Origin of the sequence: Shewanella sp. ANA-3 (assembly GCF_000203935.1) — a bacterium.
Classification (GTDB): domain Bacteria; phylum Pseudomonadota; class Gammaproteobacteria; order Enterobacterales; family Shewanellaceae; genus Shewanella.
This window is the reverse complement of sequence record NC_008577.1, coordinates 2,943,609-2,968,184: the sequence shown is the minus strand read 5'-3', so window position 1 is coordinate 2,968,184 and position 24,576 is coordinate 2,943,609. Positions and strand designations below refer to the sequence as shown.

The window sequence follows — 24,576 nt, the reverse complement described above, 5'->3', positions numbered from 1 at the left end:
ATTAATTCAACACGCAGTCACTCTTTTGGCCTTGTTCGCTGTGGTGACTTACGGCTAGTAGGCTTAGTTAAGCCATTCACTCATGCTGCGGTGCAGCGTTAGTTTTCTAGCCAAGAGCGGTTGTAGTCTTTACTCATGCAATTTTGCACATGTTCGGTTAATTTCAGTGGGGCGAAGGTGTCCACCATCACTGCATATTCATAGGTTTCTTTTTTGCCAATCGAGGCTTCGGTGCGGCCTGGCTGTGGGCCATGTGCCACGCCTTTTTGATGTAGGGTGATGTAACCGGCTTCAATCTCTGTACGACTCATAAAGTCACCGTCGACGTAGTACAGCACTTCATCACTATCAATATTGTTGTGATAGTAAGGCGCAGGAATGGCACGCTCGTGGAAGTCATAAGGACGCGGCACAAAGTTACACACCACAAAGTTGTGGGCGGTAAACACTAAGTGGTCTGAAGGCGGTAAGTGAATTTTGCCGACTTTAGGGGCGTATTCGGTAATGTTAAATGCCCAGGGGTAAACACAGCCGTCCCAACCCGCAAGGTCAAAGGGATGCCACTCTAAGGTGGTCAGTTGGTACTTATCACCAAATTTACATACCAGCGGGAAGGCGCCACGTTCAACCACGGCATCTTGCAATACGGGCGTGCGCAGATCGCGTTCACAATAGGGGGCAGACTCGAGTAACTGACCGTATTCATTACGGAAATGTTTTGGCACTTCCACCATTGAAAAGGCTTCAATCACAAATAAGCGCACATTACTGTAATCGTTAAATTTGAGCTGATGTGTGGTGCCGCGTGGGATCACTAAGTAGTCCCATTTCTTGATCTCTAGAGTGCCATATTCACTGTAGAGCGTACCTTCACCTTCATGCACAAACACCACTTCATCGGCATAGGCATTGCGGTAAAACTCCGGCGTGTCTTGAGTCACTTTTGCGGTATAAATGGCCACATCATTGTTATAAAAGATTTTGTTGCGGGCGCTAAAGAAGTTGCCTTCACGATCGGCCGTACGAGAGTCCAGTTTATAGTTTTGAACTAATGAATCTTCCCATTGGGCACCGTGACCGAGGCGGTAGGGCGCCACTTCCAATGCCTTAGTCGGCATATTGTGGTGATATTTATTCGAGTAAATATTGGAAAAACCATGGGTTGAAAACAGCTCCTCACGATATAGCTCGCCGTTTTCTTTCTCAAATGCGATATGGCGCTTATGGGGGACTTGGCCTTGTTTCACATAAAATGGCATGGTGATTCCTTCAAAGTTGCGCTGCAGGCTTACCTACACCGCGAGTCGTTATGCTGCAAGTTGCATTAGTGTGATCTTCTTATCAATTTAGTTGCTTGAATGAACAAAAAAAAGAATAATAAATCTGTTATCTCAATCTAAAAATTAGATGGTATTAATTGTTTTACGCTTCGTAGCGTTTCCGTGACATGTTAATGAGAGCTTAGGAGTCCCCATGCGCATCGATATTGATGCTTTTAATGTGCTGCAAGTGCTGGTGGAAGAGGGCAGTTTTGCCAAAGCCGCCGAGCGTTTACACAAGGCGCAATCGGCGGTCAGCTATCAGGTCAAAAAGCTGGAAGAACATTTAGGTGTGCAACTTTTTAGTCGGGATCAATACCGCGCCGAGTTGACGAGTGAAGGGCGGGTGATCTTGGCCGAGGGGCAAAGACTGTTACAACACCTTGCCAATATTGAACATCTTGCCAGTCGTTTCAGTGAAGGTTGGGAGCCTAAGCTTGAGTTAGTGATCGATGGCGCCTTGCCGATGGAGCCGATTATGACGGCACTTAAACGGATGGCAGAGCATCAAATTCCGACAAAAATTCAGCTCAATATGGAGTTTTTGGGTGGTGTGCAGCACAGATTCGAGCGTGACAATGCAGATCTGATGTTGGTTAAAGACTACCGCACAGGCCCCTATTATCACCCACAGCCACTCCCTGCGATAACCAGTGTACTGGTGACGAGTGCTTTACATCCCTTAGCTCAACAAAAACACATCAGTTTGCCCGAGTTACAGCAACATGTTGAGCTGACCATCGAAGATTCCTCCCCCAATAAGACTTATCGAGATGAGCTGCAATTTGGTGGCGATAAAGTGTTCTATCTTTCTGGTTTTATTATGAAAAAGAACGCGTTATTAAAAGGGCTTGGTTTTGGTTGGTTGCCTGATTTTCTGGTGCAGGAGGAGTTATTGAGCGGTGAGCTTGTGGAGGTCGACTTTGTCGGTGGCAGTCGCTATACCTTTACTCCTCAGTTAGTGTCGACCCTAGAGCGCCCCTTGGGCCGTGCTGGCAAACTCTTTACCGAATTAATCCTAGAGGAATTTGCTAAAGCAGGGCAGTTTAATGGGGTTGGCTTAGGTTAATCTTCTATTACTTGTCATCTTTTGAAACAACTTACTGACGCAACCTTGGGATAAAAACGATCGCTTTTTGACATTTTATGTCATAAAGTGAGTCCAATATCGTGGCACTGATGATTTCGACTTGCCACATTAATTGGACTAACAGAGTAAGGGGAATGGTATGTCTAGACGTTGCCATGAAGTGGACTATGAGATTATCGGTCACAGCATGCAGCTGGTTGAGGTGGAACTTGACCCGCACGAGACTGTGATCGCCGAAGCCGGCGCGATGAATTATCTAGAGCAAGACATTAGCTTCGAGGCCAAAATGGGTGATGGCTCCGAGCCTGAATCTGGCTTTTTTGGCAAGTTGATGGGAGCGGGTAAACGTGTGCTGACGGGGGAGAGCATCTTTATGACACACTTTACGAACCTCGGGCATCAGAAACGTAAAGTGGCGTTTGCCGCGCCCTATCCAGGGACGATTTTGGCTATCGATCTCGCTCAATATGGTGGAGAGCTGATTTGTCAGAAAGATAGTTTCCTCGCCGCCGCACTAGGGACTCGAGTGAGCATGAAGTTTAATCGCCGCCTAGGCACGGGCTTTTTCGGGGGTGAAGGTTTTATTCTGCAAAGCTTGCAGGGCGATGGCATGGCGTTTATCCATGCGGGTGGCACCTTAATAAAGAAAGAGTTAAAAGGCGAAACCTTACGCGTCGACACAGGTTGTTTGGTCGGCTTTACCCCTGGTATTGATTACGATATCGAGCGCGCTGGCTCGTTAAAATCGATGGTCTTTGGTGGAGAAGGGCTGTTTTTAGCGACCTTAAAAGGCCATGGTACAGTGTGGCTGCAGAGCCTACCCTTCTCGCGGATGGCGGATCGCATTATTGCTCACGCTCCTTCTGCTGGTGGTAGTGATAGAGGCGAAGGTTCAGTCCTCGGCGGACTTGGCCGCATGCTCGATGGGCGTTAACCCTAAACGAAAATGCGCACACTTAACTGCTTAAGTGTGCGCAGGAATCTGTTTGCAATTTCAGATCAATAGGTGACCACATTGATGATATCGAGGATCTTACGGCTCTTTTCATCGAGCTTGATAATGGAACCTTCGACTTCAATGCTTATTCTGCCGTCTCTGTCGATGGGGACTACGACGCGGCCGCGGTCATAAATATCGTAATCTAGGATATCGCCACGACGCAGTTTTTTCTGCCATCCGGGAGGGAGAGGCTGACCTTTATCGGCTTTCTTTTGTAAGCCGGGTGGTAAGTCTTTATCTCGCTTGTCGTGCTCATGCTCATTCTTTGCAAAAGCTGCCATTGGGGCGACCAAACTGAGTACGACTCCGCCAATCAGTGTTGCAGTTAATTTATTCATACTAGCTCCCTTAGGAATTACGTGGTTGTGGTCAATCTAGCTTAGCTTAGATGAACTTTAGCTGAATATGTGCCCTTAGCGGGCGAGCATAAGCACGGCTTGCCATTGTTCTTGGGTAACAGGTTGAATGCTCAGCCTAGAACCTTTAGAGACTAAGTACATATCGGCCAATTGCGGCAAACTTTTGATCAAACTTAAGGGGATGATTTCCTTGAATTGTTTGACGAAACGAATATCCACCCTTAACCAGCGTGGCTGCTGTGGATCGGATTTAGGATCAAAATATTTTGATTCGGGATCAAAGGCCGAGTTGTCAGGATAGGCCTCAGTCACGACTTCGGCAATGCCGACGATGCCGGGGACTTTGCAACTTGAGTGGTAAAAGAAGACTTGATCACCAATTTGCATCGCATCTCGCATAAAGTTACGTGCTTGGTAGTTACGGATCCCAAACCAAGCTTCAGTTTGATTGGGGCAAGCCTTAAGATCGTCGATACTAAATTCGTCGGGTTCCGATTTCATCAGCCAGTAGTTCATCTTTTATCCTTCACAAAAACAGCCAGTCTCTTCGAGTTAATGCATTGAGTTTATCTTACTTTTTGTTTGCCTCACAGTTAACCGTACTCTGAGCAGATTATTGAGATCGTTAAGTCAGCGTTCAGTTAACCCAGCTTACCCTGTTGTCACTATCGAGTCTGGTATGCCTTATGCAATGGTGCTATGACGCTGCGAATTGATGCAAAGTTGGCAGCTTTAGATCCTAATCCAAGCTTTTTTCAATACCCGACTTTTATATGAGTGATGTTGAGACAGTGAGGTGTGCTATGGAAACTTCAGCAATGACCACAGACAGTGGCCTATACACTAAATACCTTAAAGATTTTACCGCAGGAGATGTGAGCCTGCACCGCGAACGCATGTTGGAATTTGTCAGCGATTTAACTACTCAGGGCTGGTTATTGGCGAATTTCACTTGGGATTATTGGTATAACAACAGTTACTTAGTCGATAAACCCGCTTATATCCGTGATGCCAGTGTCGCGCAATGCCGCCTGTTATTAACTGCGATGACTCGCCTTGAAGTGTTCAGCCCAGGGGTGTTAGAGAATATGCGCCGCCAAGGAGTGTTACTGGCGATTATGGAGCGTTTGCAGCGTTTAGAGGTGGTAACTTCCGATAAACAGGTAGCGTTTATTACCCGTTAATCAAGACTTTCGAGTAATAGAACATCCTTACTCTTTAGTCTAATACCGTGCTTTTTTACTTGTGACATGTTCCGAGGATTGGTTAGTTTGAATCCCGCTAACCATAATAAAAAAGCACGGAGGCCTTAATGTCTGTTTCAACGACTCAAGCAACAAATCAAGCCACTCATCCTCTCAAATACAGTGAGTTCCGGGGGCCTAATTCCCCAGAGCTCGTTGAGAAAACCATAGGACAGTACCTTAACGATATCGCTAACGTTTATCCCGAACAGTTAGCAGTTGTCGTGAATCATCAAGATATCCGCTGGAATTACCGCCAATACCTTGCACAAATTGATGCCTTGGCCACAGGTTTACTCAAACTGGGCATAGGTCCTGGGGATCGCGTGGGCATTTGGTCGCCCAATAATATTGAGTGGTGTCTAACCCAATTCGCCACCGCCAAAATTGGCGCCATCATGGTGTGTATCAACCCCGCTTATCGGCCCGAAGAATTACAATATGCACTGACTAACGTGGGCTGTAGGGCGGTGATCTGCGCCGATAAATTTAAATCCAGTAATTACTTGCAGATGCTCTACGAGTTAGCGCCAGAACTTAAGGTGTGCGCCGCAGGGCAATTGCAGGCCAAAGCGTTGCCAGACTTACAATTTGTGATCCGCATGGGGGCTGAGCAGTCTCCCGGGATGTTGAACTTTGATGATTTATTGGTTGAGGTGACGGCCGATGACAAGGCGGCGCTCGAGCGTATCGCCGAGTCACTTAGCCCTTATGATGCCATTAATATTCAATTTACCTCTGGCACCACAGGCAGCCCGAAGGGTGCGACATTATCGCACCATAACATCCTGAATAATGGCTACTTAGTGGCCGAGGCAATGAAATTTACCTGTGAAGATAAGCTTTGCATTCCTGTGCCTTTATACCATTGTTTTGGCATGGTGTTGGGTAACCTTGTGTGCCTCGCTAAGGGCGCGGCGGCGGTCTTTCCTGGGGATTCCTTCGATCCGCTGACCACCCTAGAGGTGGTAGAGCGTGAACGCTGCACCGCACTACACGGTGTTCCTACCATGTTTATTGCCGAGTTAGAGCACCCAGAATTTAAACGCTTTGACTTAAGCTCGCTGCGTACCGGTGTTATGGCGGGAGCGACTTGCCCAGAAGAAGTGATGCGCCGGGTACAAAACCTGATGTATATGCAGGAAGTGTTAATTGGGTATGGTCAAACCGAGTGCAGCCCGCTGAACCACATTACTGAAATCGACTCACCAGTTGAGAAACGTGTGCTTACCGTTGGCCGTGCTTTACCTCATACCGAAGTGAAAATCGTCGATGAGTTTGGTGAAGTGCTGCCTATCAATACGCCAGGTGAAGTCTGTAGCCGCGGCTATTGCATCATGCAGTGTTATTGGAATGATCCCGAAAAAACGGCTGCAACTATCGACAGTGAAGGCTGGCTGCATTCTGGCGATATCGGCCAAATGGATGAGCAAGGTTATGTGCAAATCGTTGGCCGTATTAAAGATATGATTATTCGCGGTGGCGAGAATATCTATCCCCGTGAAATTGAAGAGAAACTCTATACCCATAAAGATGTGCAAGATGCAGCAGTGTTTGGGGTACACAGTGATAAATATGGTGAGGAAGTGTGCGCGTGGATCAAGATTCGCAGTGGCGCTACGATTTCAGAGGAGGATATTCGGCATTTCCTCACTGAAAAGTTCGCCTACTTTAAAGTGCCTCGCTACATCAAGTTTGTGGAGCAATACCCGATGACTGTCACGGGCAAAATCCAGAAATTTAAAATGCGTGAGCTGATGTATCAAGAGCTATATGAGGATATTAATGCCTAGGGCATGATGACGTTTTGAGATGGAATCCTTCGGGCAGCGTTTAGCTAGCGTTTCTGCTGCGTTATTGTCCGTTTATGTAGAATAACTACACAGCACGGACTCTGCCTTGCATAAACGTCAGCTATATCGCTGCAAAAATCTCCCTAAAACGTCATTACGCCCAAGGGCACATTAAGATAAATCAACCCAAGTTCGAGTGCTTGGGTTGATGTTTAGGTGGTGACTCAAGATTATCGGCGGTGGCGGCGAATTTGATTGTCGAGCCAAGCCGCACTCTTAGTTAATTGTCGCTGACTTAGGCGCAGCCAACGTTTGGCCCAGGGATACTGGGTACTTAAGAGGGTTAACCCTATCAGGATAAAGAGCAGTCCCGGTCCGGGTAAGAGTAAAAATATCCCTCCGACTAAGGTAAAACATGCCCCTATCACGGTAATGACGGTTCGAGTCATCGCGGGATGCATAAAAGTCAACTTACTGTCTTTGAAAGAAATTGGCATGTTGCGTCCCCTCAGATTGACTTCATCAGCTTGGCCTCATCTTCCACTTTTCGCCGCGTGCATGACGACAGTGAGTATCGATGCTCGTTTCAGTCTACTCTTATCATTTCTGCTTAAGCTAGGTTCTCGTCGGGTAAATATGTAACAAATATTCACTGTACCTTGAAGCATGGCTGATTATACTGAAAAGAGTTTAACCGATGAGCATGTGATGAATTGTTTGTTTTTCAAGCCATTAAAACAGATGATCCTTTGATGGAGGTGTTATGTTCCGCTGGTGCCTACTGATGCTCTGTTGCCTTTTCGCCACGGTCAATAGCGCATTTTCCGATACGCTTAAGCTCACTTCATTACTCTGGCCGCCTTATTCCGGTCAGCAACTGGCACAACAAGGGGCCAGTGTCGCGGTCGCTCAAGCCGCCTTTGAACGTATGGAACAGCAACTGGTTGTGGATTTTTACCCTTGGAGCCGGGCGATAAAATTGGCGGCTATGCCAAGCTCCGATTACATTGGTTATTTTCCAGAATATTATTTTGAAACGGACAAATTTGTTTTTTCAAAACCAATAGGGATCAGTCCATTAGGCATTGTTGAGCAAAAATCACATCCCATCAGCTGGCACTACTTAGCTGATCTGAACCGCTATACCTTAGGGGTGGTGAAGGACTATGTGAATACTGAATCCCTAGATCTGATGATTGCTTCCGGTACACAGCCCGTCGAGGCTGTGACCTCCGATGAACAAAACATCAAGAAGGTGGCAGCCGGTCGCATCGATGGTGCAGTGATAGATGTCAACGTACTCTATTACCTGTTAAAGCAGCCTCATCTCCAGCCATTGGCGGATAAATTACAGGTGAATAAACAACTGCTTGCCAATAAACAGCTGTATATTGCGTTTCGTAATACCGAGGAGGGGCGCCATTGGCGAGATGTTTTCGACCAAGGCTTAGCTCAACTGGATATTGAGAGCATTATGGGGGAGTTGTTGTTTCAGGAGGAAGTGACACGCCACTAAAGTGAACTTGGCTCTGGCTGAATCTGTTGTCATAAATGTGTCGTGGTTCGCCATTAACATCGTCCTAAGGCTATGAGTCGATGCTCATTTCACTTTCTAGGATGATATGAATAACATTCCATTCGAGTTAGATACACTATCACAACTCATTGATACTCATCATCTTAAACTCAAATATCAAGTTCTTGCGGACATTCCATTTCGGCACCAACATTTTCCGCTCTACAGTGTCGAGTTAGGCGTCACCGAACGCTCTTGTCCGACCGTGTTATTCGTTGGTGGCGTGCATGGGGTGGAGCGGATTGGCTCCCAGGTAATTTTAGCTTTGCTTAACAGCCTGTTGCAGCGCCTTGCGTGGGACAAACACCTACAAGCGTTATTAACAGACATCCGCTTAGCCTTTGTCCCTGTGGTGAATCCCGTCGGGTTACTGCTGGGGAGTCGTGGTAATGGAAATCAGGTCGACTTGATGCGCAATGCGCCGATAGAGTCCCGGGAAAAAGTATCTTTTATGGTTGGAGGGCAGCGGCTCTCCTCTAAGTTACCTTGGTTTCGTGGCCTTGGCGGCATGGAGCTTGAAACCGCGGGGCTGGTGGCCTATGTGCAACAATTGCTTAGACAAAGTACCAGTCTTATTTCCCTCGATGCACATTCTGGTTTTGGTTTGACTGATCATATCTGGTTTCCCTATGCCCATACTCGCGCATCCTTTGAAAATGCCCATTTCATTTATCACTTAAAGCAATTATTTGAAGCCAGCTATCCCCATCATGGCCATTATCGGCTTGCGCCCCAGAGCAAGTTTTATCGCACCCACGGTGATATTTGGGATTACTTGTATCGCCAGCATCATGCCCAGGATCCTCAAGCAAACATTCCATTCTTACCTTTGACCTTAGAGATGGGCTCTTGGGCATGGATTAAGAAAAATCCAAGACAAATATTTAATTTTGCGGGATTTTTTAATCCGCAAAAAACACACAGGCACCACAGGATTTTACGTCGGCATACAGTACTGATGCAGTTCTTGATGGAGGCTGCGTACGCACGGGAGTTAGAAGGACTGACGCCCGAACATCTCACACGACTGGCACAGAGCGCGCAGCAGTTTTGGTATCGGGAGCATTTTTGATGACAACTTGGGTATTACTCAGGGGCTTAATGCGGGATAAACGCCATTGGAATGGCTTTGACCAGAGGCTAAGGCAAAGGGGCTGTACTGTTTTCACCCCAGACTTGCCCGGCAATGGGAGCCTCACTCACCAAAGCAGTCCTTTAACTATCGCTGAATATGCCAGCTCGGTGTGGCTACAATTGGATGAGCAATTAGCAGGACAAGCCTTTTATCTGCTGGGCTTATCGATGGGCGGCATGCTCGCCATGGAAATGGCTAAGCAGCGCCCGGAGCAGATAAAGCACCTATTTGTATTGAATAGCAGCGCGGCTAACTTATCGCCCTGGTATCAACGATTTAATGGATTGAATGCTCTGCGTGCTTGGCTCAATCGTTGCCGTGGTCGACAGCTTAATCCCATCGAATCGACGATTGTCCGCTTAACCAGCTATCGCCATCGGCGCGATATTGCCTTGATTGAGCGTTGGAGCCGATATCGCCACGAGTCGACGCCATTTTTCAGCAATGCATGTCGTCAGTTGTGGGCGGCGTTTCGCTATTGTTGTCCTGCCTCTTTGCCTGTGCCCGTCAGTATTTTATCGGGTGATCGTGATGCCTTAGTGAATATTCAAACCAGTAGGGCATTAGCACAACAGTTTAAGGTCGAGTTGGTTGTCTTGGCCTATTGTGGTCATGACATCACCATAGATGCGCCAGCTAAACTGGCGCATTATCTATTCGAAATCATAAGCCTAGAGCAAGGGGATGGGAGTGCGTCGTTTGCAGATTGTGGCGATTTGCTCGATGAGGAAACCGCCTTTCATGAGGCAAGGTTAGTGCAGTCACTGCCAAACTATTTATCAGCACTACCTACTGACGTAGAGTAGTGCTGAGTGATTTGCCTTACGCTTTAGCGACTATGATTACTACGCCTTCGCTACTGTGGTTATTACGCTTTCGCTACTATGGTTTGCCCGATCGGCGTCAGGCTTAATAGCGCCAGCTTGATATGTTGGATCCCAAAGGGGATACCAATAATCGTCACAAAGCAGGCAAGGGCATGGGCTAAATGACCTATGGCCAACCAAATCCCAAACAGCAAGAACCAAATAATATTGCCTACCATGCCAAAGGCGCCAGTGCCTAAATCTTCACGTCCGGTTAAATGGCGACGATTCATTTGTTCCTGCCCAAAGGGCCAGAAGGTCAATTCGCCAATCACAAAGCAGGCTCGGCCGAAGGGAATACCAATAATACTGATAAAACACAAAATCCCCGCGAGCCACCAGGCGAGTCCCATCACAAATCCACCAAGGACAAACCAAGCGATATTGAAAATTAACCGTAAAAGCGACATTGAATACTCCTTAACTCATTTTAAATCAGTGTTGGAATGATGTTGGCCAACACACAGGATCATTAATTGATACTTAAATGGTATAAGCGAGAATTGTGCCAAAATATTTTTCATTATTTATCAATAAGATGTTTATGTTGATGACTGTGTGACGTTGTAAAAAATGCTAGATTTTCGCGAAAATGCTTAATAATTACGGACGATGTAGACAAGCTCGCGGTACACTAACGGCATTGTTTCCTTCGAGTGTATTCATGTTAGCCAATAGCCAGTTGAGTCAAAGCTTGCTCTCTGACAGCCCTGTGGAGTCTTTTTCCTTTGCCGGGCGCGAGATATTTCTCAAGCGAGACGATTTATTGCATCCTGCGTTTAGTGGCAATAAAGCGCGTAAGTTTGCCTATTTTCTAGATCATGAGTTTACTGGTGTGACTAAGCTGATTGGTCATGGCTCCGCGCAGGCTAACTCGTTGTATTCTCTGTCGGCGCTCACCAAGCTAAAGGGCTGGCAGTGCGATTTTTATGTGGATCATATTGCTAGCCATGTCCGCACGTTGCCGACGGGTAACTATGCCGCCGCTATTGCTAATGGTACGCGTGTCATTAATTTATCAAGCCTGATTGCAGCCAATCCTTCTCTTCATCGTGAGCCTAATAGGACTTGCCAAGATTATATTGAGCAGCAAGTCTTGCCTGCTGAGCCTAAGGCTTTGTTTATTCCCGAGGGCGGGCGCTGCCAGTATGCGCAATATGGCGTCAGTCAGTTAGCTGCCGAAATAGCTGCTTGGGCCGAGTCACAGCATATTTCCGAGCTCAAGGTGTTTTTACCTGCAGGTACAGGAACGACGGCACTCTTTTTAAATCAGTATTTTGTGCGTCAGCAATTGAATATTCGAGTGCTTACCTGCGCCGTTGTCGGCGGCGATGAGTATTTAACGCAGCAGTTTTATGAGCTAAATCCTGACTCTGCTGAACATCCACAGATTTTGAATGTGGGGAAGAAATACCATTTTGGGAAACTCTATCCTGAGTTTTATGCCATGTGGCAAAGACTTTGTGCCAGCGGTGTGCAATTTGAATTACTCTACGATCCCTTAGGCTTTATAGTGTTAGAGGATTATTTACGGCGCGAGCAACATGCCTCCATTCTCTATATTCATCAGGGTGGGCTATTAGGCAATCAAACCATGTTGCCAAGATACAGACGAAAATACGGTGAGGGCGATAAGGAGAGCGTTTAGCCAACTAACTTATTGCGCTTTAATATTTTGTGGGTGCGTGTAGCTATCTTTTCCAGATGTTTAAGATCTTTCAATCCAGGCGTATCGGTTGAATATTGCCAATAGCTTATTTCAGCATCCAACATTTCCAGCATTTTTTTAGAACAGCCTAAACACTCACCTTGGCACATTTGTGCTTCATCTAAGTTGAGCGGAATAACCTGTTTAATCTGGGTTATTAAGGTCAGCATAGCCGTTTTAGTATCGGGTTTTGACATAGAAAATACATTCACAAACTGAGTGAGTGATTATATTAGCAGGGGAAAATGCAGATTAATTTGATCTAGGTTAGTGGAATACACATTTGGTTCGGCACGTATCTGTGTGAGCTAGATACCGCCTGAACCAAACGAGTTCGTCATTCGACGTAAAGGGATAGCAAATCGTGATGTTGGGCTATCTATTTCGGTCATTAGGCTTCGGTATGGCGAGGAAAATGGGAACCGAATAAACCTAAACACCGTTTTGGGTACTCTAAGGAGTACACAAGGAGACTTATTTATTTGCCGACAATAGCCATTTCATAAAGTTTAAGGCTTCGGTACGCTTTGAAAAAGTCTGCTTGTTTTTACCTTGTCTATCGGTAAAAGCAATGGATGTTTTGTTAACTGAAATAGAGTCTACAGGGAAGTTCACTGTGATTTCATGTCCGTTAATTTTGTATGACATAGGCCACACTCCTTTTAATTCAATTCACCCTTGGGTGAGTAAGTTATAACAATAAAATATCCTTAGCATAATTGCGAAAGATGATACTAATGAGTCTTGAGGTTACCCATTCCATGATCATTAATCAAGAGATGCCTTATTGATAACTAATGCATATCAGCGATTATGTCAATGGAATATCTCAATTAGCCCAGTTGACCATAGTAAAGTGACAGTACTATGACATGGGTTTAATTAAATAGTTCACTGTTTTTGAGTCGATGCAGAAAATCACTAACTCATTATTTTTGTGGGACTTACTTGTAGTAGGCTTTCTTCGTGAGGATCGTTTTTTTCATTGCTTACGCGAATGGACAAACCGATATAAAAAGGATAACGACAAGATACTTCTCAAAACGGTCGGCAGTATAACAGCAAAATTCCCGCTGGCAAGTTTATTTTTTACTCAGCGGGAAATAGGTTTGTTGGTATTTTGTTGTAATTTTGCGTTTATCGGTTATTCACTCTGCCAGCTTATTTTAAATGTCAGCGAGATTAATAAATCAGCTCACCAATGGGATTCAATAATTTACTGAGCCCTTTGGTAAAATATAACGGTGCATCTAATACTGTGTAGCAGAGGCACCCAGACTGGGTTTTGGGTGAATGATGCGTGTTGCCATCTAAGATGATGAAATCGCCGGGAACATACTGCCCGTTGAGATCCGAAAATTCTCCTGCCAATAACAGGGTTAGTTCGTATCCCTTATGGGTATGCTGCGGGATCTCACCTAAGGCGTCGATATGCAATAGGCTGGCGCGGGTGTGGCTTTCATTCACATCGAAACGCATTCGGCTGACTTTACCAATCTGCTGCCACGGATGAGCGATATGTTGACGAAAGACTGTAGGGATCTCATAGCGCACATGCTTATGATTTAGGTAAACCGTCGCTTTGGCGAGATAGTCGTTTTCAGTTGGCGTTGCTTCTGGCAAGTCCATAATATGCGACAACATTTGCTGCCAGGCGTCATCTTGTGCGGTATCGGTTTCGCTGATAAAAGCTGGTTCAGTGGTTTGGCTCGGCGCTAAAAAGGCGAGTTCTGCCGCTTGTTCAGTAAAGCGGCTGACTTGCGATTGACACTCATGGCAAAGGGCACAATGGGCCGCAATGGCAATCGACATAGACAACGGCAGCTCACCTTGTGCATGGGCTAGCAGTAAATCGGTATGGGGATGATGTTTAATCATGTTGCGTCTCCAAAAAGCTTTTCAGCTTTTCTAACCCCAATCTGAGTCGCGATTTTATCGTGCCAATCGGGACTTTTAAGGCATCGGCTAATTCTTGTTGCGTGAGCTCTTGCATATAGATCCCTTGAACCACTTGGCGTTGAGGCAAGGGCAGGGAATCTAAATGCGCGAGTAGCTTGGCGGTGAGTTTATGATCAGGGCCGTTTTCTTGACTGACGGCGACATCGTAAATAGGCCAAATATCATCCCCGAAGGCATCTTCACGGTTATGTTGGATACGCCTGAGCATGTCGAAACACTGGTTGCGCATAATGGTAAATACCCAGGTCGCGACCGAGCCTTTGTCGGCATTGTACAAATGGGCCTTGGTCCACACTAAGGTCATGGTTTCTTGCACCAGATCCATGGCCAGCCCTTGCTGATTTAAGCGTTGCAGACCGAATGCGCGAATTTTGGGCATAAAATGGCTGAACAATTCCGCAAAGGCGGCTTTATCCCGTTGATTCGCGACTCTTAAAATGGCGCGCGCTAAAGGATCCGCATCTGTGATTGGCTCATTGGCTGTTGAAATAGTGCTATCGTTTTCCATAGCCATATCGATAGGGGATGATAACTGTCTATCATAGCGATTTTGCGCTAAATGTGATTGAAAATTTTCCATTATTAGCTCTTTACTTAAGGTTCAATCCAGTCTGAACATCACAAAAGATGTTACGTCAGGGCCGACATTCGATAAGCATACAGAGCAATACGTGGCGCGCGGGAAGTTGGATCACTTAAGCGGATTGAATGACAGTATGTAATAAATCCTGTGTTAGTTGATGATCTAATGCATTGATACAAGCGTATTTCTCGGCAGCTTGAACCGGCAGAATTTCTAACCAGCGTTGGCAAACCCAGGCGATATCTTCAAATTGTTCCACCTGATAATGTTGCAGGTGCTGCGGGAACTCCTTAAGAATGTTTTGCAGCATCTCACTCAAGTAACGCTCATCGTCTTCAATCGGTGCACTCGGCCAATTATCGATAAGTTTCACCTCGGCGCGCTTTAATCCGTCCGACTCTATGCTGATATCGCCGAGTGTGAAGCGTTGTTTTCCTTGAATGCTTATTCCGAGCATACCATCGGGTAAGGTTTCAAAATCGATGATATGCACCAGCGTGCCGATGGGATAAATGGTTTTGCCATCCTCCGATGTCATACACAGGCCAAAGCCATCCGCCGATTTAAGGGATTCAGCGACTAAGCGTTTATACCTGGGTTCAAAAATGCGCAACTGAGTATATCCCTCTGGTAATAAACAGATTGGCAAAGGAAAAAGAGGTAATTTCATAGTGGCCTCAAGTGAACTTATGTCTATATCATTACGTACCATATACAGAATTTGATCAGTGTACCAAGCAATAACCGATTCATTTAAGGGGATGAGATGAAGTTAAATCCATTCGAGAAAAAGTTAGTCCAGCATCCGCTACGTTTTTGGTTGCAAAACCATATTGAAGCGCCATTACTGACTTCTATGATGCCCAAACCCCTTCCTTATATACGTCACGCACTCGAAATTGGTTGTGGTTTTGGTAACGGAATTCAGTTGATCCGCGACCATTTTGGGGCCGAGCAAGTCACGGCTGTCGATCTTGACCCTGAGATGGTCGCACCCGCTAAAGCGCGCTGGCATGATTCACCCAATGGGTTAAGCCAATTGGCATTCAGTGTTGCCGATGCTACTGCGTTGCCTTTTGCAAATGCCCAGTTTGATGTGGTGTTCAATTTTGCCGTGTTTCACCATATTCCCGATTGGCAAGCGGCGGTTGCCGAGGTGGCAAGGGTGCTAAAACCCAACGGCTACTTTGTGGTAGAGGATTTATACCGCGCTGCTATTTGCAATCCCTTGAGTCGACGGTTGTTCGAGCATCCACAACAGAATCGATTTAACCATCAAGAATGGTTAGCAGGGCTGCGCCAAGGGGGATTTGAGATCCGCTGCGAGAGGAATCTTCTCAATCTTTCGGGCATGGTGCTAGCCCAAAAACGCATGGGATAAAGGGGGGAATTGCGACGATAGATGCGCGACAGCTGTAAGCGGATCACGTATTTATCGGGACGCCTGCCGAACGATAAAGGATTGCCGAGTGATTGTAATTTTTAGATAAAATCGACTTATTGCATGGTTCTCATGGTGAGTTTACCGCTATAATTTAGCTTAATCCGTCACTGGTGAGGAAAGCTGTTCCTCCAAAGTAGAGAAGTCGCATTATGGCAAACGTGCTTGCAACCGTAGATCAACGAACCAAACTCGTCGGTGAAAATCGGCTCGAACTGCTGCTGTTTCGAATTAACTCTACCCAGTTATTTGCGATTAACGTCTTTAAAGTCAAAGAAGTCGTCAAGTTACCGCCATTAAATTCTATGCCTGGCAGTCATCCCCATATTTTTGGGGTGGCGAATATTCGTGGCATGTCGATTCCCGTGATTGACCTGCGTTCGGCTATCGGTTTTAAACCTGTGCCTCCGGGAGATGATGCCAATATGATCATCACCGAATATAACCGCAGTGTGCAGGGCTTCTTAGTCGGTAAGGTCGAGCACATTATCAACATGACCTGGAGCGATATTATGCCGCCGCCTAAAACGGCTGGGCGAAATAATTACCTCACGGCCATCACCCGCATCGAATACCAAGGTCAGTCGCAATTGGTGTCAATCATCGATGTTGAGAAGGTATTAGCGGAAATCGTCCATTACGATATTCGTCTCTCCGAAGGGGTATTAGATGAGAGCCTGTTAGACAAGATGCCCGGTAAGAAGGTCTTGATTGTCGATGATTCTTCGACCGCAAGGCGCCAAGTGCGTGAGACCTTAGGCCAACTCGGGATTGAAATTATCGAAGCCTCCGATGGCTTGCAGGCATTGCATTTACTGCAAAAATGGCGCGATGAAGGCAAGAATGTCGCCCAAGAGCTTTTGATGATGATAACCGATGCCGAAATGCCGGAGATGGACGGCTACAAGCTGACCTACGAAGTGCGTAACGATAAGGCGATGTCGGACTTATTTATCACCTTAAACACTTCACTCAGCGGTAGCTTTAACAATGCGATGGTGGAGAAGGTTGGCTGCGACAGGTTTATTTCGAAATTCCAGCCCGACTTGCTGGTGGAAGTGGTGCAAGACAGATTAAAACAAGTTATTGGCAAATAACGCCACTGATTTAACCGATTTCTCAATTACAGGTTTGAAACCTATAGGCCGCCCTAGCAACCTGCGATTGGCGGCCTCGTTATTTTCAGCGCTCGATTTTAGTCTTTCACTTGTGGCTCGTACTATTGACCGTAACTCGGGCTATTTGCTGCGATATAAACGACTTACTACGATACGGCTTATTGGTTGAGTTCGGCTTTAACATCGGCAAGGACTTGGCGCTTCATTTCTTTGGCTGCCGCGATATGGATCCGCGCAAGCCTGAGAGCATAGTTAAATCTCTGCCTACCGACTAACCGAATAAGCTCGGCAAAGAATACTGGATCTAAGCAGAATTGCTGGCTGTAGTAATGAATCGCCGCGGGTAAAGAGGTGTAAGTCACCCCATCAAACTCAAAGCGAGTACTGTCTAACTGGCATTCGAGTTCAACCCCTTCAAGCTGTATCGGCCAGCCCGGAAAATTAATCCTGTCGCGGGCAATTTGATACATCATCCAAGCGCTTTTTTTAAAGCCTTCAAACACTTTGCAGGAAAACTCAGACTCGGCTAACTCTTCCTCCGTCCAATTAATCCCAATAGCTAAGTGCTTGGCATAAATGCTCATTAGGGCATCTTTAACCGCCACACGGCAATCCCAGATAGAGGTTAAGGTATGTCTTTGTGCCAGTTTTAAGCATTCGGCGCAGCAAGGAACGGCTAAAGCCGGGTGGGGCGCATGTGACTCTGCTTGATATTCCAATCGGTCTTTGCAGGGCTCGCCGCAAAACCAACAGAGGTGACGTTTATCGAAGGGAATGTCGATACAAGGGAAAGCGGACATCAAGAGCTAAATACCTCAGCCCTTGATGCCCTAAACATGCGGTTTTGGTTGATGGAATTAAACCTCTTCAACATCAACTAAATCTTTCGCCAGAACGATAGGATCTAACTCTAAGCAGTCTTCATCGCTCTGCCAATCAACACCAATCAACACGCCATCATCGTTGAGATCCGATACCCAGTACTCGAGGAATTCTTCGAGGCTAATGGCCACCGCTTGGTAGTCTTTCCACTCTTCGGTGCAGTGAGACTTTGCCTGCGCTTCACTCGACCATAAAGGCATAACATCAGTATCTTCGAACTCGCCCGAGTCACAAACGACCCAGCCTTCGCCAGTTTCATCCATCAAACCCCAGAGTGTTTGATGTTCTTTTACGTTTTCGATAAAGCCAGCCAACGCCGCGTTGATTTCAGTCATGATAGGTCTCTTTGAAGTATGCTGTTAACTTGTCCATTATACGGCAACGGATAGATAGTCCAAGGGATTCTTTGCTAAGATTTTTTCGCTGTTGGTTAACTGAGCAATAAGTGAATTTATCTGGCGATTTGTGGTGATAAGCATTGTGTTAGCGGGCGCTATGGGTCAGGATGTGCCGAGCAGAGGCACCGATAATGATTACTGATTGTTGGTGAGTATCTGGCTCGATTTTCTGGGGGAGAAAATAGTTTCGTGGATGTTTGGCCGTTGCCCTGTTTGTTGACCTATCAACAGAGCGGCAACCTGTTTATGGCTAAATATCGTATCTCTCTTGGCTTGGGGGGATCCACCTCTTGCCTTGCTCAGCTAAGATACATTCTTAGCGCTGACTGTAGGAGTAATTGATTTGATCAAACTGAAAGGAATGTCCTATCTTGCCGCCAGCATCGCCGCGTGTGTGAGCTTAAGTGCGTGTTCGAGCGCGCCAACATCGAGCGGTAATAGTCAAACCGCGATCGCCGAGACGCAGGCCGCCGTGCAAGAAATGCCGCTCAGTGACACCATCGCCGCCCATGCTGCGGCGTTTCCGACCTGTGTGGCTAACCTACAGGAGCGCGCACGTACCGAAGGCTTATCCGAAGCCACTATCCAAGACACAGTCGCCAGTTTGCAGTTTGTGCCTAAAGTGATTGAGCTTGACCAAGCCCAGCCCGAGTTTAGCCAAACCTTCAACAACTATTTTACCAAGCGGGCGACCGATTGGCGGGTGAATGAAGGCCGCCGTTTACTGAAAAAACACCGCGCGCTGCTCGATAAATTGGCGCAGGAATACGGTGTACCGCCACAATATATTCTGTCTTTCTGGGGGCTTGAGACTAACTACGGTTCCTACAAAGGCAAAATGTCCGTGTTAGATTCCCTTGCTACCTTGGCCTGTGAGCCGCGTCGTAGTGGCTATTTTACGACTGAACTGATGCAAGCGCTTAAGTTAAAAGAAAAATACGGCTTTGATAAGAGCACTATGGTGGGCTCTTGGGCTGGCGCCATGGGGCACACCCAGTTTATGCCCTCGGCCTATGCTAAATATGCCATCGATGGTGATGGCGACGGTAAGGCCGATTTGTGGAATAGCACCGAAGATGCACTCACCTCGGCGGCGAACTTTTTGCAACACTTAGGCTGGCAACGCAATGAGCGTTGGGGGCGTGAAGTGATATTGCCGCGCAATTTCAACTATGAAAACCTTGGTGCCAAACAGGCGCAGCCGCTATCCCAATGGGCGGCGCAATCCGTAGTGCAAAGTAATGGATTGCCTTTACCCGCTATCAATATGAAGGCGGCGCTGTATTTGCCCTCGGGTCATACTGGCCCCGCGTTTTTAGGCTATGAGAACTTCAATGTGATCATGCGTTGGAACCGCTCTGAGTTTTACGCCATTACCGTCGGTCATTTGGCCGATAGAATTAATGGCGGCGAACCACTAAAAGTGGCACCGCCCGAGCAGCCACGTTTGAGTCGTGAGCAAATCAAACAGTTACAAACCAAGCTGAATGAATCAGGCTTCGATGTCGGAAAACCAGACGGCGTACTTGGGCGTAACTCTTCGGCGGGGATCCAAGCATTCCAGCGCAGTAAGAATATGATTGCCGACGGTTTCCCAAGCCCTGAAGTCTTTAGCGCTCTGGGGATTTCACTCTAAAGTCTTTAGGTTGAGTCGTACTGCCTGCGAATATTGCCGCAAGTGGCCTATGGTTTACTCAACCCATGCCACTTCAGGCGTGGGGCTTGCTAATCCGCAGCCGCTTAAGCTTTGGTGAGGCATCGCAGGGATAAAACAGTGGAGTGCAAAGGCCAGTTTTGTTAAGCTCGGCCGACATTTGAAATCGAAGCAAATCAAAGGATATTCGATGAGCATTAAAGACGATATGGTTGTGCAGTTTAACTACACTCTGCGCGACGAAAAAGGCGAAGTGATCGAGACGAACGAAGGTCGCGAGCCGATTGCTTACTTACACGGCCATGACAACATGATGCCAGGTGTAGAGAATGCGATTAATGGTAAAGCGATTGGTGAAAAATTCACCGTTACTCTGCCATGTACTGAAACCTATGGTCAGCGTATCGAAGGTGAAGCGGCGCAGCAACGTGTGTCTGTGAAGCACCTGTTAGGCGCTAGCGTGTGGAAGCCAGGCATGACGGCTGTGGTTCACACTGATCAGGGTCAACGCCAAGTGACTATCGTCAAAGTGGGTAAGTTTATGGCGACTGTGGATGTTAACCATCCATTAGCGGGCCGTGACTTAACCTTCGATATCGAAGTGGTTGGCGCCCGTGATGCGACCGATGAAGAAATCGCCCACGGTCATGCCCACGGTGTAGGCGGTCACCACCACTAATCTGCGTGGTTGCTCCCATCAATACTCTGCTACAGCAGGGGTACTCGGGAGTAATGACCAGATAAGTAAAAAAAAGCCCAAACCTAGGTTTGGGCTTTTTGTGCGCTAATGCTTTGGTTTCAAATAAACTCTTGCAACTACAGTTTCGTAATCAAAGTCGCGGTTTGTGGTACAAAGGATTCACCGCTAAACTTATGCCCACATTTCGTGGCGAGGCTTGAGCACAGGCTATCCTGCGCCCAATCCCAACAAGCGCACCACTTAATGGGCATGCTCCATCAGTTTATCACTAAACATCATATCGAGACTCGCTTGGGTCTGAGGGTGGTAACCACTGCGGGCCGCCAAGTAAACGGTTTTTGCCCAGTCATAGTGCTCGCTGCTCGCCAGTTTTTGATACAAAGGCACAATCAGCCTGCGGCGGCCAATCTCGGTTAAATGTTGTTTCAGTGCCGGCAAGACACTGTAGTAACCGTTATCGAGGGCGAGGGCATACCAAGCAAAGGCGATTTCATTATTGTGGGTGCCAGTAAAATGAAAGGCCTTATCTAACTCGGCTAATTGTTGCTCAGTGAGATTCAGCCTTGGCATTTCATTAATAAAGCGTAGCCATTGATGCACTGTCCAGCCCTGAGTGTTTAGGGAACTGGCGGCACGCTTGCCCTCTAACCACGCTTGACGCTGAGCATCGATATCATCGAAGGCGTGCGAGTTCGGCGGCACTAAAAAGCTGGGTAAACCTTGTCCCTCCACCCAAGTATCCACTTCGGACTCACTGACGATATTGGGATATTTTTGCAATAACTGCTGCGTGAGGTAACTACGGAACTGCTCCGTGGTAATGCTTTGAAACGCAAAGTGATCGAAGTAGCTTTTCACAAAGGTGTCGAACCGTTCGCGGCCAAATTTTTGCTCGAGGAAGCGCAAAAATAATTGCCCTTTCACATAGGGGACACCGCTAAAAGCATCGTCGGGATCGCGATCGCCTAAGTCAATATGTAGCACTGAATCGCTGGCTGGCAACTCGGCTAATTCGGCCAATAGCTCAGAGTAACCAATGGTTTGCTCCATCAGGGCGCGGTCGCGGCCATAGAGATCTTCCATAATGCGGTTTTCCACATAGGTGGTAAAACCTTCGTTAAGCCAGAGATCGCGCCAGGTGGCGTTAGTGACTAAATTGCCCGACCAAGAATGAGCCAGCTCGTGGGCGATTAAACTCACTAGGCTTTTATCTCCCGCGATGACTGTGGGAGTAATAAAGGATAATCGCGGATTTTCCATCCCGCCGAAGGGGAAACTCGGCGGAAGGATCAGCAAATCGTATCGGCCCCAACGGTAATCGCCGTAACGTTTGGCGGCGATGGCGATCATCTCCGGTGTATCGGCAAATTCTTTGCTGGCCTTGGCAAGCATTTCTGGCTCGGCCCAAATGCCTGATGTGTCGTTTAAGGCGGCAAATTGCAGGTGTCCCGCGGCAATGGCAATCAAATAGGCCGGAATCGCCTGCGGCATAGTGAATTGGGTTTGCGTCGCAGACACGCTCTTTCGGTCGGCACTCATGACGACACTAATGCTTTGCTTAGCGGTGACAGTGGCGCTATAGGTTTGGCGCACTGCGGGCGTATCTTGCAGCGGGATCCAGCTTCTGGCATGAATGGCTTGGCTCTGGCTAAACATAAATGGCCATTGCTTACCTTGGGTTTGCTCTGGAGTCAGCCATTGAATACCGGATGGATTCTTGGAAGTATGATAATTAACTTTGACTTTAGCGACTCGCTCTTGAGGTAGATTGATGGTGAGCGCTGCGCCTTTAACCTTATCGGCTGCGCCTAAACTAAAGGGCACGGATTGCCATTGGCCGTTTGCATTTAACATGCTGACACTGTTAATCGTAAGGTCACGGGTATCGAGCACCAGCACTTTTCCGGCCTGATGCCAATCCAGTTCGAGAGTCGCGTCCCCCGAGATTTGCTGCTGCGCAAAATCTACATTTAATGCCAATTCGATGTGATGAATGCTCACTTGCTGGTAGTTGGCAAAGGTCAGCTCATCAGTAACAGAGTGCATTTGGCTTGTGGCGGAACTTGCTAGGCTGGTATTCGGTAAGGTATTGGCCGCATTGGCATATTGTACTAATGGCAGCAGCATCAAGAGTGCGCTGCTAATGAGGGTACGACGGGATAAAAACATATAACCACCCAGTGTTGTGATTCTTGTTATGGTGTAAAACGCGCTAGCCGCGAGTGGGCTGGCATCGCTGATGCGGGATTCTACTCGAACTGCTCTGGTTTGGGGCAATTTAGCTGACACTAAAATGTAATTAAACTTTATCTAGACTGTGGGATTGCCTTGCTAAAAAGCTTGGTTAAGCGTCTATGCCGAGCGGGTAAGGACTTGACGTAAGCGCTCTCAATACCGAGCGACGTAGATTTGATGGCGATGGATAAACCTAAGCTTGCTCAACCTATGGCTGGTCTGTCATCAACCCTAATGCGAGTTTAAAAGTTCATCCTTGGCGAAATAACTTTGCTATCATGGCGCGTTTTAACAGTGACTATCACGAGAGCGGAATAGCTATGTTAGTGGAATTTTCTCAGGGTAAGTTGATTGCCACTGAATTTGAAGTGCAGATCCGGCTGAACATGGCCAATGTGGTGCTTCAAGCCGCGGCCGAAGACATCAGCCTTAGGCAGGAGCCGCCGATGATCATCGCCAATGGCGGAGGCGTGCGTTGGAGCATTAAATTAGATAACACAAACCAGCTCGACGCTTTGCAAGCTCTCCTCGGCATTGATTATCTGTAAAGCGCTCGCGGGGCGAGAATAATAACTTTTGATTTATAAGGGATTTGTCAGTATGACACTTGAACGTATTGTGATTGAGCCTCAAGTTGAGGCGACGGCGGCGGTGATTTGGTTACACGGTTTAGGGGACTCGGGCGCAGGGTTTGCACCTGTGGTTCCGGCGCTAGGATTGCCTGCGGGGCATAGCATTCGCTTTATCTTCCCCCATGCGCCAGAACAAGCGGTGACCATCAACGGCGGCTACATTATGCGCGCTTGGTATGACATCAAAAGCATGGATTTGCACGATAGAGCCGATATGCAGGGTGTGATGGCCTCGGAGCTGAGTGTGCAATCCTTGATTGATGAACAAATCGCGGCTGGTATTCCGAGTGAACGCATCGTCTTAGCCGGATTTAGCCAAGGCGGGGTGATGAGCCTATTTACGGGATTACGTTATCCTCAAAAACTCGCTGGCATTATGGCACTTTCCTGTTATTTACCGACGGGTGATGTATTACCCAGCCAATTAAGTGTCGCCAATGCGAAAACGCCTATTTTACATCAGCACGGTGAACAGGATGATGTGGTGCCATTATCCGCAGGTTTATTAGCGAAGAATGCGCTAGAGGCGGGTGGATATTCGGTGCAATGGCAAACCTATCCTATGCCACATTCGGTCATTCCGGTGCAATTAAAAGCAATAAGCACTTGGTTACAAGAGTGTTTTGAAATGTAGAAAAATCTAAATGCTGATAAAAACATCATGCGGTAAAGTGTGTTTTTACCGTTTGATGTTTTTTATTCAGAACAATAAGATGTTTTGTCATTAATTGCTAACTTGCTTAAATTTAACGAGTTAAATTTAATATTTCGGTATTTTTCAGTCATTGAAACAAAAAGTAAAAATCAGCCGTTTAGCTTATTTTTTATTTGAAACAAATTTGTCTTAAATCCTCCCTGTGATTCCACATTAAAGTCACGTTTAT

27 protein-coding genes are annotated in these 24,576 nt (G+C 47.0%); 14 read left to right on the top strand and 13 right to left on the bottom strand.

Annotated features, from left to right (window positions below):
* Positions 1 to 98 precede the first annotated feature (98 nt).
* Positions 99 to 1,259 carry a homogentisate 1,2-dioxygenase gene (locus SHEWANA3_RS13055; protein WP_011717402.1) on the bottom strand — a complete coding sequence of 387 codons (1,161 nt, stop codon included), beginning with the start codon at positions 1,257 to 1,259 and terminating at the stop codon, positions 99 to 101.
* 214 nt (positions 1,260 to 1,473) lie between these two features.
* Between SHEWANA3_RS13055 and SHEWANA3_RS13050 the strand changes: the two genes are divergently transcribed.
* Positions 1,474 to 2,388, top strand: a complete 915-nt coding sequence (locus SHEWANA3_RS13050; protein WP_011623051.1) for a LysR family transcriptional regulator — start codon at positions 1,474 to 1,476, stop codon at positions 2,386 to 2,388.
* Positions 2,389 to 2,548: 160 nt separating this feature from the next.
* Positions 2,549 to 3,343 carry a TIGR00266 family protein gene (locus tag SHEWANA3_RS13045; protein WP_011717401.1) on the top strand — a complete coding sequence of 265 codons (795 nt, stop codon included), beginning with the start codon at positions 2,549 to 2,551 and terminating at the stop codon, positions 3,341 to 3,343.
* Between the two features lie 65 nt (positions 3,344 to 3,408).
* Here the strand turns inward: SHEWANA3_RS13045 and SHEWANA3_RS13040 are convergent, their stop codons facing one another.
* A complete protein-coding gene (locus SHEWANA3_RS13040) occupies positions 3,409 to 3,747 on the bottom strand; it encodes a hypothetical protein (RefSeq protein WP_011717400.1) in 339 nt (112 codons plus the stop codon).
* Between the two features lie 75 nt (positions 3,748 to 3,822).
* Complete coding sequence (locus tag SHEWANA3_RS13035) at positions 3,823 to 4,284, bottom strand: EVE domain-containing protein (protein WP_011717399.1); 462 nt, start codon at positions 4,282 to 4,284, stop codon at positions 3,823 to 3,825.
* Positions 4,285 to 4,571: 287 nt separating this feature from the next.
* Between SHEWANA3_RS13035 and SHEWANA3_RS13030 the strand changes: the two genes are divergently transcribed.
* Both SHEWANA3_RS13030 and SHEWANA3_RS13025 read left to right on the top strand, forming a co-directional pair.
* A complete protein-coding gene (locus tag SHEWANA3_RS13030; RefSeq protein ID WP_011717398.1) occupies positions 4,572 to 4,952 on the top strand; it encodes a DUF6508 domain-containing protein in 381 nt (126 codons plus the stop codon).
* Positions 4,953 to 5,080: 128 nt separating this feature from the next.
* Positions 5,081 to 6,805, top strand: a complete 1,725-nt coding sequence (locus tag SHEWANA3_RS13025) for an AMP-binding protein (protein WP_011717397.1) — start codon at positions 5,081 to 5,083, stop codon at positions 6,803 to 6,805.
* Between the two features lie 230 nt (positions 6,806 to 7,035).
* On the opposite strand, the gene SHEWANA3_RS13020 is transcribed toward SHEWANA3_RS13025, so the two are convergent.
* Positions 7,036 to 7,302: a PGPGW domain-containing protein gene (locus tag SHEWANA3_RS13020; protein WP_011717396.1), complete on the bottom strand. Its 267-nt coding sequence runs from the start codon at positions 7,300 to 7,302 to the stop codon at positions 7,036 to 7,038.
* 266 nt (positions 7,303 to 7,568) lie between these two features.
* On the opposite strand from SHEWANA3_RS13020, the gene SHEWANA3_RS13015 reads away from it, so the two are divergent.
* From SHEWANA3_RS13015 to SHEWANA3_RS13005, 3 genes are all read left to right on the top strand, one after another.
* The gene (locus SHEWANA3_RS13015; RefSeq protein ID WP_041412665.1) at positions 7,569 to 8,321 is read left to right on the top strand and encodes an ABC transporter substrate-binding protein; all 753 of its coding nucleotides are present in this window, start codon (positions 7,569 to 7,571) and stop codon (positions 8,319 to 8,321) included.
* A gap of 106 nt (positions 8,322 to 8,427) precedes the next feature.
* Positions 8,428 to 9,453 (top strand): M14 family metallopeptidase, encoded by a 1,026-nt coding sequence (locus tag SHEWANA3_RS13010; RefSeq protein ID WP_011717394.1) that lies wholly within the window; start codon positions 8,428 to 8,430, stop codon positions 9,451 to 9,453.
* A complete protein-coding gene (locus SHEWANA3_RS13005) occupies positions 9,453 to 10,322 on the top strand; it encodes an alpha/beta hydrolase (protein ID WP_011717393.1) in 870 nt (289 codons plus the stop codon). The genes SHEWANA3_RS13010 and SHEWANA3_RS13005 overlap by 1 nt, the downstream gene beginning before the upstream one ends.
* Positions 10,323 to 10,384: 62 nt before the next feature.
* Here the strand turns inward: SHEWANA3_RS13005 and SHEWANA3_RS13000 are convergent, their stop codons facing one another.
* Positions 10,385 to 10,792, bottom strand: coding sequence for a YccF domain-containing protein (locus SHEWANA3_RS13000; RefSeq protein WP_011626453.1), 408 nt, complete (start codon positions 10,790 to 10,792; stop codon positions 10,385 to 10,387).
* 284 nt (positions 10,793 to 11,076) lie between these two features.
* On the opposite strand from SHEWANA3_RS13000, the gene SHEWANA3_RS12995 reads away from it, so the two are divergent.
* Positions 11,077 to 12,030: a pyridoxal-phosphate dependent enzyme gene (locus SHEWANA3_RS12995; protein ID WP_041413071.1), complete on the top strand. Its 954-nt coding sequence runs from the start codon at positions 11,077 to 11,079 to the stop codon at positions 12,028 to 12,030.
* Here SHEWANA3_RS12995 and SHEWANA3_RS12990 read toward each other — a convergent pair.
* The 5 genes from SHEWANA3_RS12990 to SHEWANA3_RS12970 form a co-directional block, all read right to left on the bottom strand.
* The gene (locus tag SHEWANA3_RS12990) at positions 12,027 to 12,287 is read right to left on the bottom strand and encodes a hypothetical protein (protein ID WP_011717391.1); all 261 of its coding nucleotides are present in this window, start codon (positions 12,285 to 12,287) and stop codon (positions 12,027 to 12,029) included. The genes SHEWANA3_RS12995 and SHEWANA3_RS12990 overlap by 4 nt on opposite strands.
* Before the next feature lie 277 nt (positions 12,288 to 12,564).
* The gene (locus tag SHEWANA3_RS23500; RefSeq protein ID WP_023265706.1) at positions 12,565 to 12,738 is read right to left on the bottom strand and encodes a hypothetical protein; all 174 of its coding nucleotides are present in this window, start codon (positions 12,736 to 12,738) and stop codon (positions 12,565 to 12,567) included.
* Positions 12,739 to 13,272: 534 nt separating this feature from the next.
* Positions 13,273 to 13,968: a ChrR family anti-sigma-E factor gene (locus tag SHEWANA3_RS12980; protein WP_011717389.1), complete on the bottom strand. Its 696-nt coding sequence runs from the start codon at positions 13,966 to 13,968 to the stop codon at positions 13,273 to 13,275.
* Entirely contained in the window at positions 13,961 to 14,629 is a 669-nt protein-coding gene (locus SHEWANA3_RS12975; protein ID WP_011717388.1) for a sigma-70 family RNA polymerase sigma factor, read from the bottom strand. The genes SHEWANA3_RS12980 and SHEWANA3_RS12975 overlap by 8 nt, the downstream gene beginning before the upstream one ends.
* A gap of 115 nt (positions 14,630 to 14,744) precedes the next feature.
* A complete protein-coding gene (locus SHEWANA3_RS12970; RefSeq protein ID WP_011717387.1) occupies positions 14,745 to 15,302 on the bottom strand; it encodes an LON peptidase substrate-binding domain-containing protein in 558 nt (185 codons plus the stop codon).
* A 96-nt stretch (positions 15,303 to 15,398) separates the two neighbouring features.
* On the opposite strand from SHEWANA3_RS12970, the gene SHEWANA3_RS12965 reads away from it, so the two are divergent.
* Together SHEWANA3_RS12965 and SHEWANA3_RS12960 are read left to right on the top strand one after the other, a co-directional pair.
* Entirely contained in the window at positions 15,399 to 16,013 is a 615-nt protein-coding gene (locus SHEWANA3_RS12965) for a class I SAM-dependent methyltransferase (protein WP_011717386.1), read from the top strand.
* 212 nt (positions 16,014 to 16,225) lie between these two features.
* Positions 16,226 to 17,170 (top strand): chemotaxis protein CheV, encoded by a 945-nt coding sequence (locus SHEWANA3_RS12960; protein ID WP_011717385.1) that lies wholly within the window; start codon positions 16,226 to 16,228, stop codon positions 17,168 to 17,170.
* A gap of 179 nt (positions 17,171 to 17,349) precedes the next feature.
* Here SHEWANA3_RS12960 and SHEWANA3_RS12955 read toward each other — a convergent pair whose 3' ends face one another.
* Both SHEWANA3_RS12955 and SHEWANA3_RS12950 read right to left on the bottom strand, forming a co-directional pair.
* Complete coding sequence (locus SHEWANA3_RS12955; protein WP_011717384.1) at positions 17,350 to 17,991, bottom strand: hypothetical protein; 642 nt, start codon at positions 17,989 to 17,991, stop codon at positions 17,350 to 17,352.
* 57 nt (positions 17,992 to 18,048) lie between these two features.
* Complete coding sequence (locus SHEWANA3_RS12950; protein ID WP_011072081.1) at positions 18,049 to 18,408, bottom strand: DUF2750 domain-containing protein; 360 nt, start codon at positions 18,406 to 18,408, stop codon at positions 18,049 to 18,051.
* A 406-nt stretch (positions 18,409 to 18,814) separates the two neighbouring features.
* On the opposite strand from SHEWANA3_RS12950, the gene SHEWANA3_RS12945 reads away from it, so the two are divergent.
* The gene (locus tag SHEWANA3_RS12945; RefSeq protein ID WP_011717383.1) at positions 18,815 to 20,107 is read left to right on the top strand and encodes a lytic murein transglycosylase; all 1,293 of its coding nucleotides are present in this window, start codon (positions 18,815 to 18,817) and stop codon (positions 20,105 to 20,107) included.
* 208 nt (positions 20,108 to 20,315) lie between these two features.
* Positions 20,316 to 20,804, top strand: coding sequence for a peptidylprolyl isomerase (locus SHEWANA3_RS12940; RefSeq protein WP_011623029.1), 489 nt, complete (start codon positions 20,316 to 20,318; stop codon positions 20,802 to 20,804).
* 261 nt (positions 20,805 to 21,065) lie between these two features.
* Here the strand turns inward: SHEWANA3_RS12940 and SHEWANA3_RS12935 are convergent, their stop codons facing one another.
* Positions 21,066 to 22,994, bottom strand: coding sequence for a M1 family metallopeptidase (locus SHEWANA3_RS12935; RefSeq protein WP_011717382.1), 1,929 nt, complete (start codon positions 22,992 to 22,994; stop codon positions 21,066 to 21,068).
* A 386-nt stretch (positions 22,995 to 23,380) separates the two neighbouring features.
* Here SHEWANA3_RS12935 and SHEWANA3_RS12930 point away from each other — a divergent pair, with 386 nt between their 5' ends.
* Entirely contained in the window at positions 23,381 to 23,608 is a 228-nt protein-coding gene (locus SHEWANA3_RS12930; protein ID WP_011623027.1) for a DUF3389 domain-containing protein, read from the top strand.
* A 52-nt stretch (positions 23,609 to 23,660) separates the two neighbouring features.
* The gene (locus SHEWANA3_RS12925) at positions 23,661 to 24,326 is read left to right on the top strand and encodes an alpha/beta hydrolase-fold protein (protein WP_011717380.1); all 666 of its coding nucleotides are present in this window, start codon (positions 23,661 to 23,663) and stop codon (positions 24,324 to 24,326) included.
* The last annotated feature ends 250 nt before the right edge of the window (positions 24,327 to 24,576 follow it).

What these genes read in the sequence shown, in the direction of transcription:
- SHEWANA3_RS12970 (WP_011717387.1), bottom strand. Translation starts at nt 15,302, where the DNA reads ATGAAATTACCTCTTTTTCCTTTGCCAATCTGTTTATTACCAGAGGGA.
- SHEWANA3_RS13040 (WP_011717400.1), bottom strand. Translation starts at nt 3,747, where the DNA reads ATGAATAAATTAACTGCAACACTGATTGGCGGAGTCGTACTCAGTTTG.
- SHEWANA3_RS13025 (WP_011717397.1), top strand. Translation starts at nt 5,081, where the DNA reads ATGTCTGTTTCAACGACTCAAGCAACAAATCAAGCCACTCATCCTCTC.
- SHEWANA3_RS23500 (WP_023265706.1), bottom strand. Translation starts at nt 12,738, where the DNA reads ATGTCATACAAAATTAACGGACATGAAATCACAGTGAACTTCCCTGTA.
- SHEWANA3_RS13050 (WP_011623051.1), top strand. Translation starts at nt 1,474, where the DNA reads ATGCGCATCGATATTGATGCTTTTAATGTGCTGCAAGTGCTGGTGGAA.
- SHEWANA3_RS12955 (WP_011717384.1), bottom strand. Translation starts at nt 17,991, where the DNA reads ATGTCCGCTTTCCCTTGTATCGACATTCCCTTCGATAAACGTCACCTC.
- SHEWANA3_RS13045 (WP_011717401.1), top strand. Translation starts at nt 2,549, where the DNA reads ATGTCTAGACGTTGCCATGAAGTGGACTATGAGATTATCGGTCACAGC.
- SHEWANA3_RS12940 (WP_011623029.1), top strand. Translation starts at nt 20,316, where the DNA reads ATGAGCATTAAAGACGATATGGTTGTGCAGTTTAACTACACTCTGCGC.
- SHEWANA3_RS12980 (WP_011717389.1), bottom strand. Translation starts at nt 13,968, where the DNA reads ATGATTAAACATCATCCCCATACCGATTTACTGCTAGCCCATGCACAA.
- SHEWANA3_RS13000 (WP_011626453.1), bottom strand. Translation starts at nt 10,792, where the DNA reads ATGTCGCTTTTACGGTTAATTTTCAATATCGCTTGGTTTGTCCTTGGT.
- SHEWANA3_RS13015 (WP_041412665.1), top strand. Translation starts at nt 7,569, where the DNA reads ATGTTCCGCTGGTGCCTACTGATGCTCTGTTGCCTTTTCGCCACGGTC.
- SHEWANA3_RS13055 (WP_011717402.1), bottom strand. Translation starts at nt 1,259, where the DNA reads ATGCCATTTTATGTGAAACAAGGCCAAGTCCCCCATAAGCGCCATATC.
- SHEWANA3_RS12925 (WP_011717380.1), top strand. Translation starts at nt 23,661, where the DNA reads ATGACACTTGAACGTATTGTGATTGAGCCTCAAGTTGAGGCGACGGCG.
- SHEWANA3_RS12960 (WP_011717385.1), top strand. Translation starts at nt 16,226, where the DNA reads ATGGCAAACGTGCTTGCAACCGTAGATCAACGAACCAAACTCGTCGGT.
- SHEWANA3_RS12930 (WP_011623027.1), top strand. Translation starts at nt 23,381, where the DNA reads ATGTTAGTGGAATTTTCTCAGGGTAAGTTGATTGCCACTGAATTTGAA.
- SHEWANA3_RS13010 (WP_011717394.1), top strand. Translation starts at nt 8,428, where the DNA reads ATGAATAACATTCCATTCGAGTTAGATACACTATCACAACTCATTGAT.
- SHEWANA3_RS13020 (WP_011717396.1), bottom strand. Translation starts at nt 7,302, where the DNA reads ATGCCAATTTCTTTCAAAGACAGTAAGTTGACTTTTATGCATCCCGCG.
- SHEWANA3_RS13035 (WP_011717399.1), bottom strand. Translation starts at nt 4,284, where the DNA reads ATGAACTACTGGCTGATGAAATCGGAACCCGACGAATTTAGTATCGAC.
- SHEWANA3_RS12950 (WP_011072081.1), bottom strand. Translation starts at nt 18,408, where the DNA reads ATGACTGAAATCAACGCGGCGTTGGCTGGCTTTATCGAAAACGTAAAA.
- SHEWANA3_RS12965 (WP_011717386.1), top strand. Translation starts at nt 15,399, where the DNA reads ATGAAGTTAAATCCATTCGAGAAAAAGTTAGTCCAGCATCCGCTACGT.
- SHEWANA3_RS12990 (WP_011717391.1), bottom strand. Translation starts at nt 12,287, where the DNA reads ATGTCAAAACCCGATACTAAAACGGCTATGCTGACCTTAATAACCCAG.
- SHEWANA3_RS13005 (WP_011717393.1), top strand. Translation starts at nt 9,453, where the DNA reads ATGACAACTTGGGTATTACTCAGGGGCTTAATGCGGGATAAACGCCAT.
- SHEWANA3_RS12935 (WP_011717382.1), bottom strand. Translation starts at nt 22,994, where the DNA reads ATGTTTTTATCCCGTCGTACCCTCATTAGCAGCGCACTCTTGATGCTG.
- SHEWANA3_RS13030 (WP_011717398.1), top strand. Translation starts at nt 4,572, where the DNA reads ATGGAAACTTCAGCAATGACCACAGACAGTGGCCTATACACTAAATAC.
- SHEWANA3_RS12975 (WP_011717388.1), bottom strand. Translation starts at nt 14,629, where the DNA reads ATGGAAAATTTTCAATCACATTTAGCGCAAAATCGCTATGATAGACAG.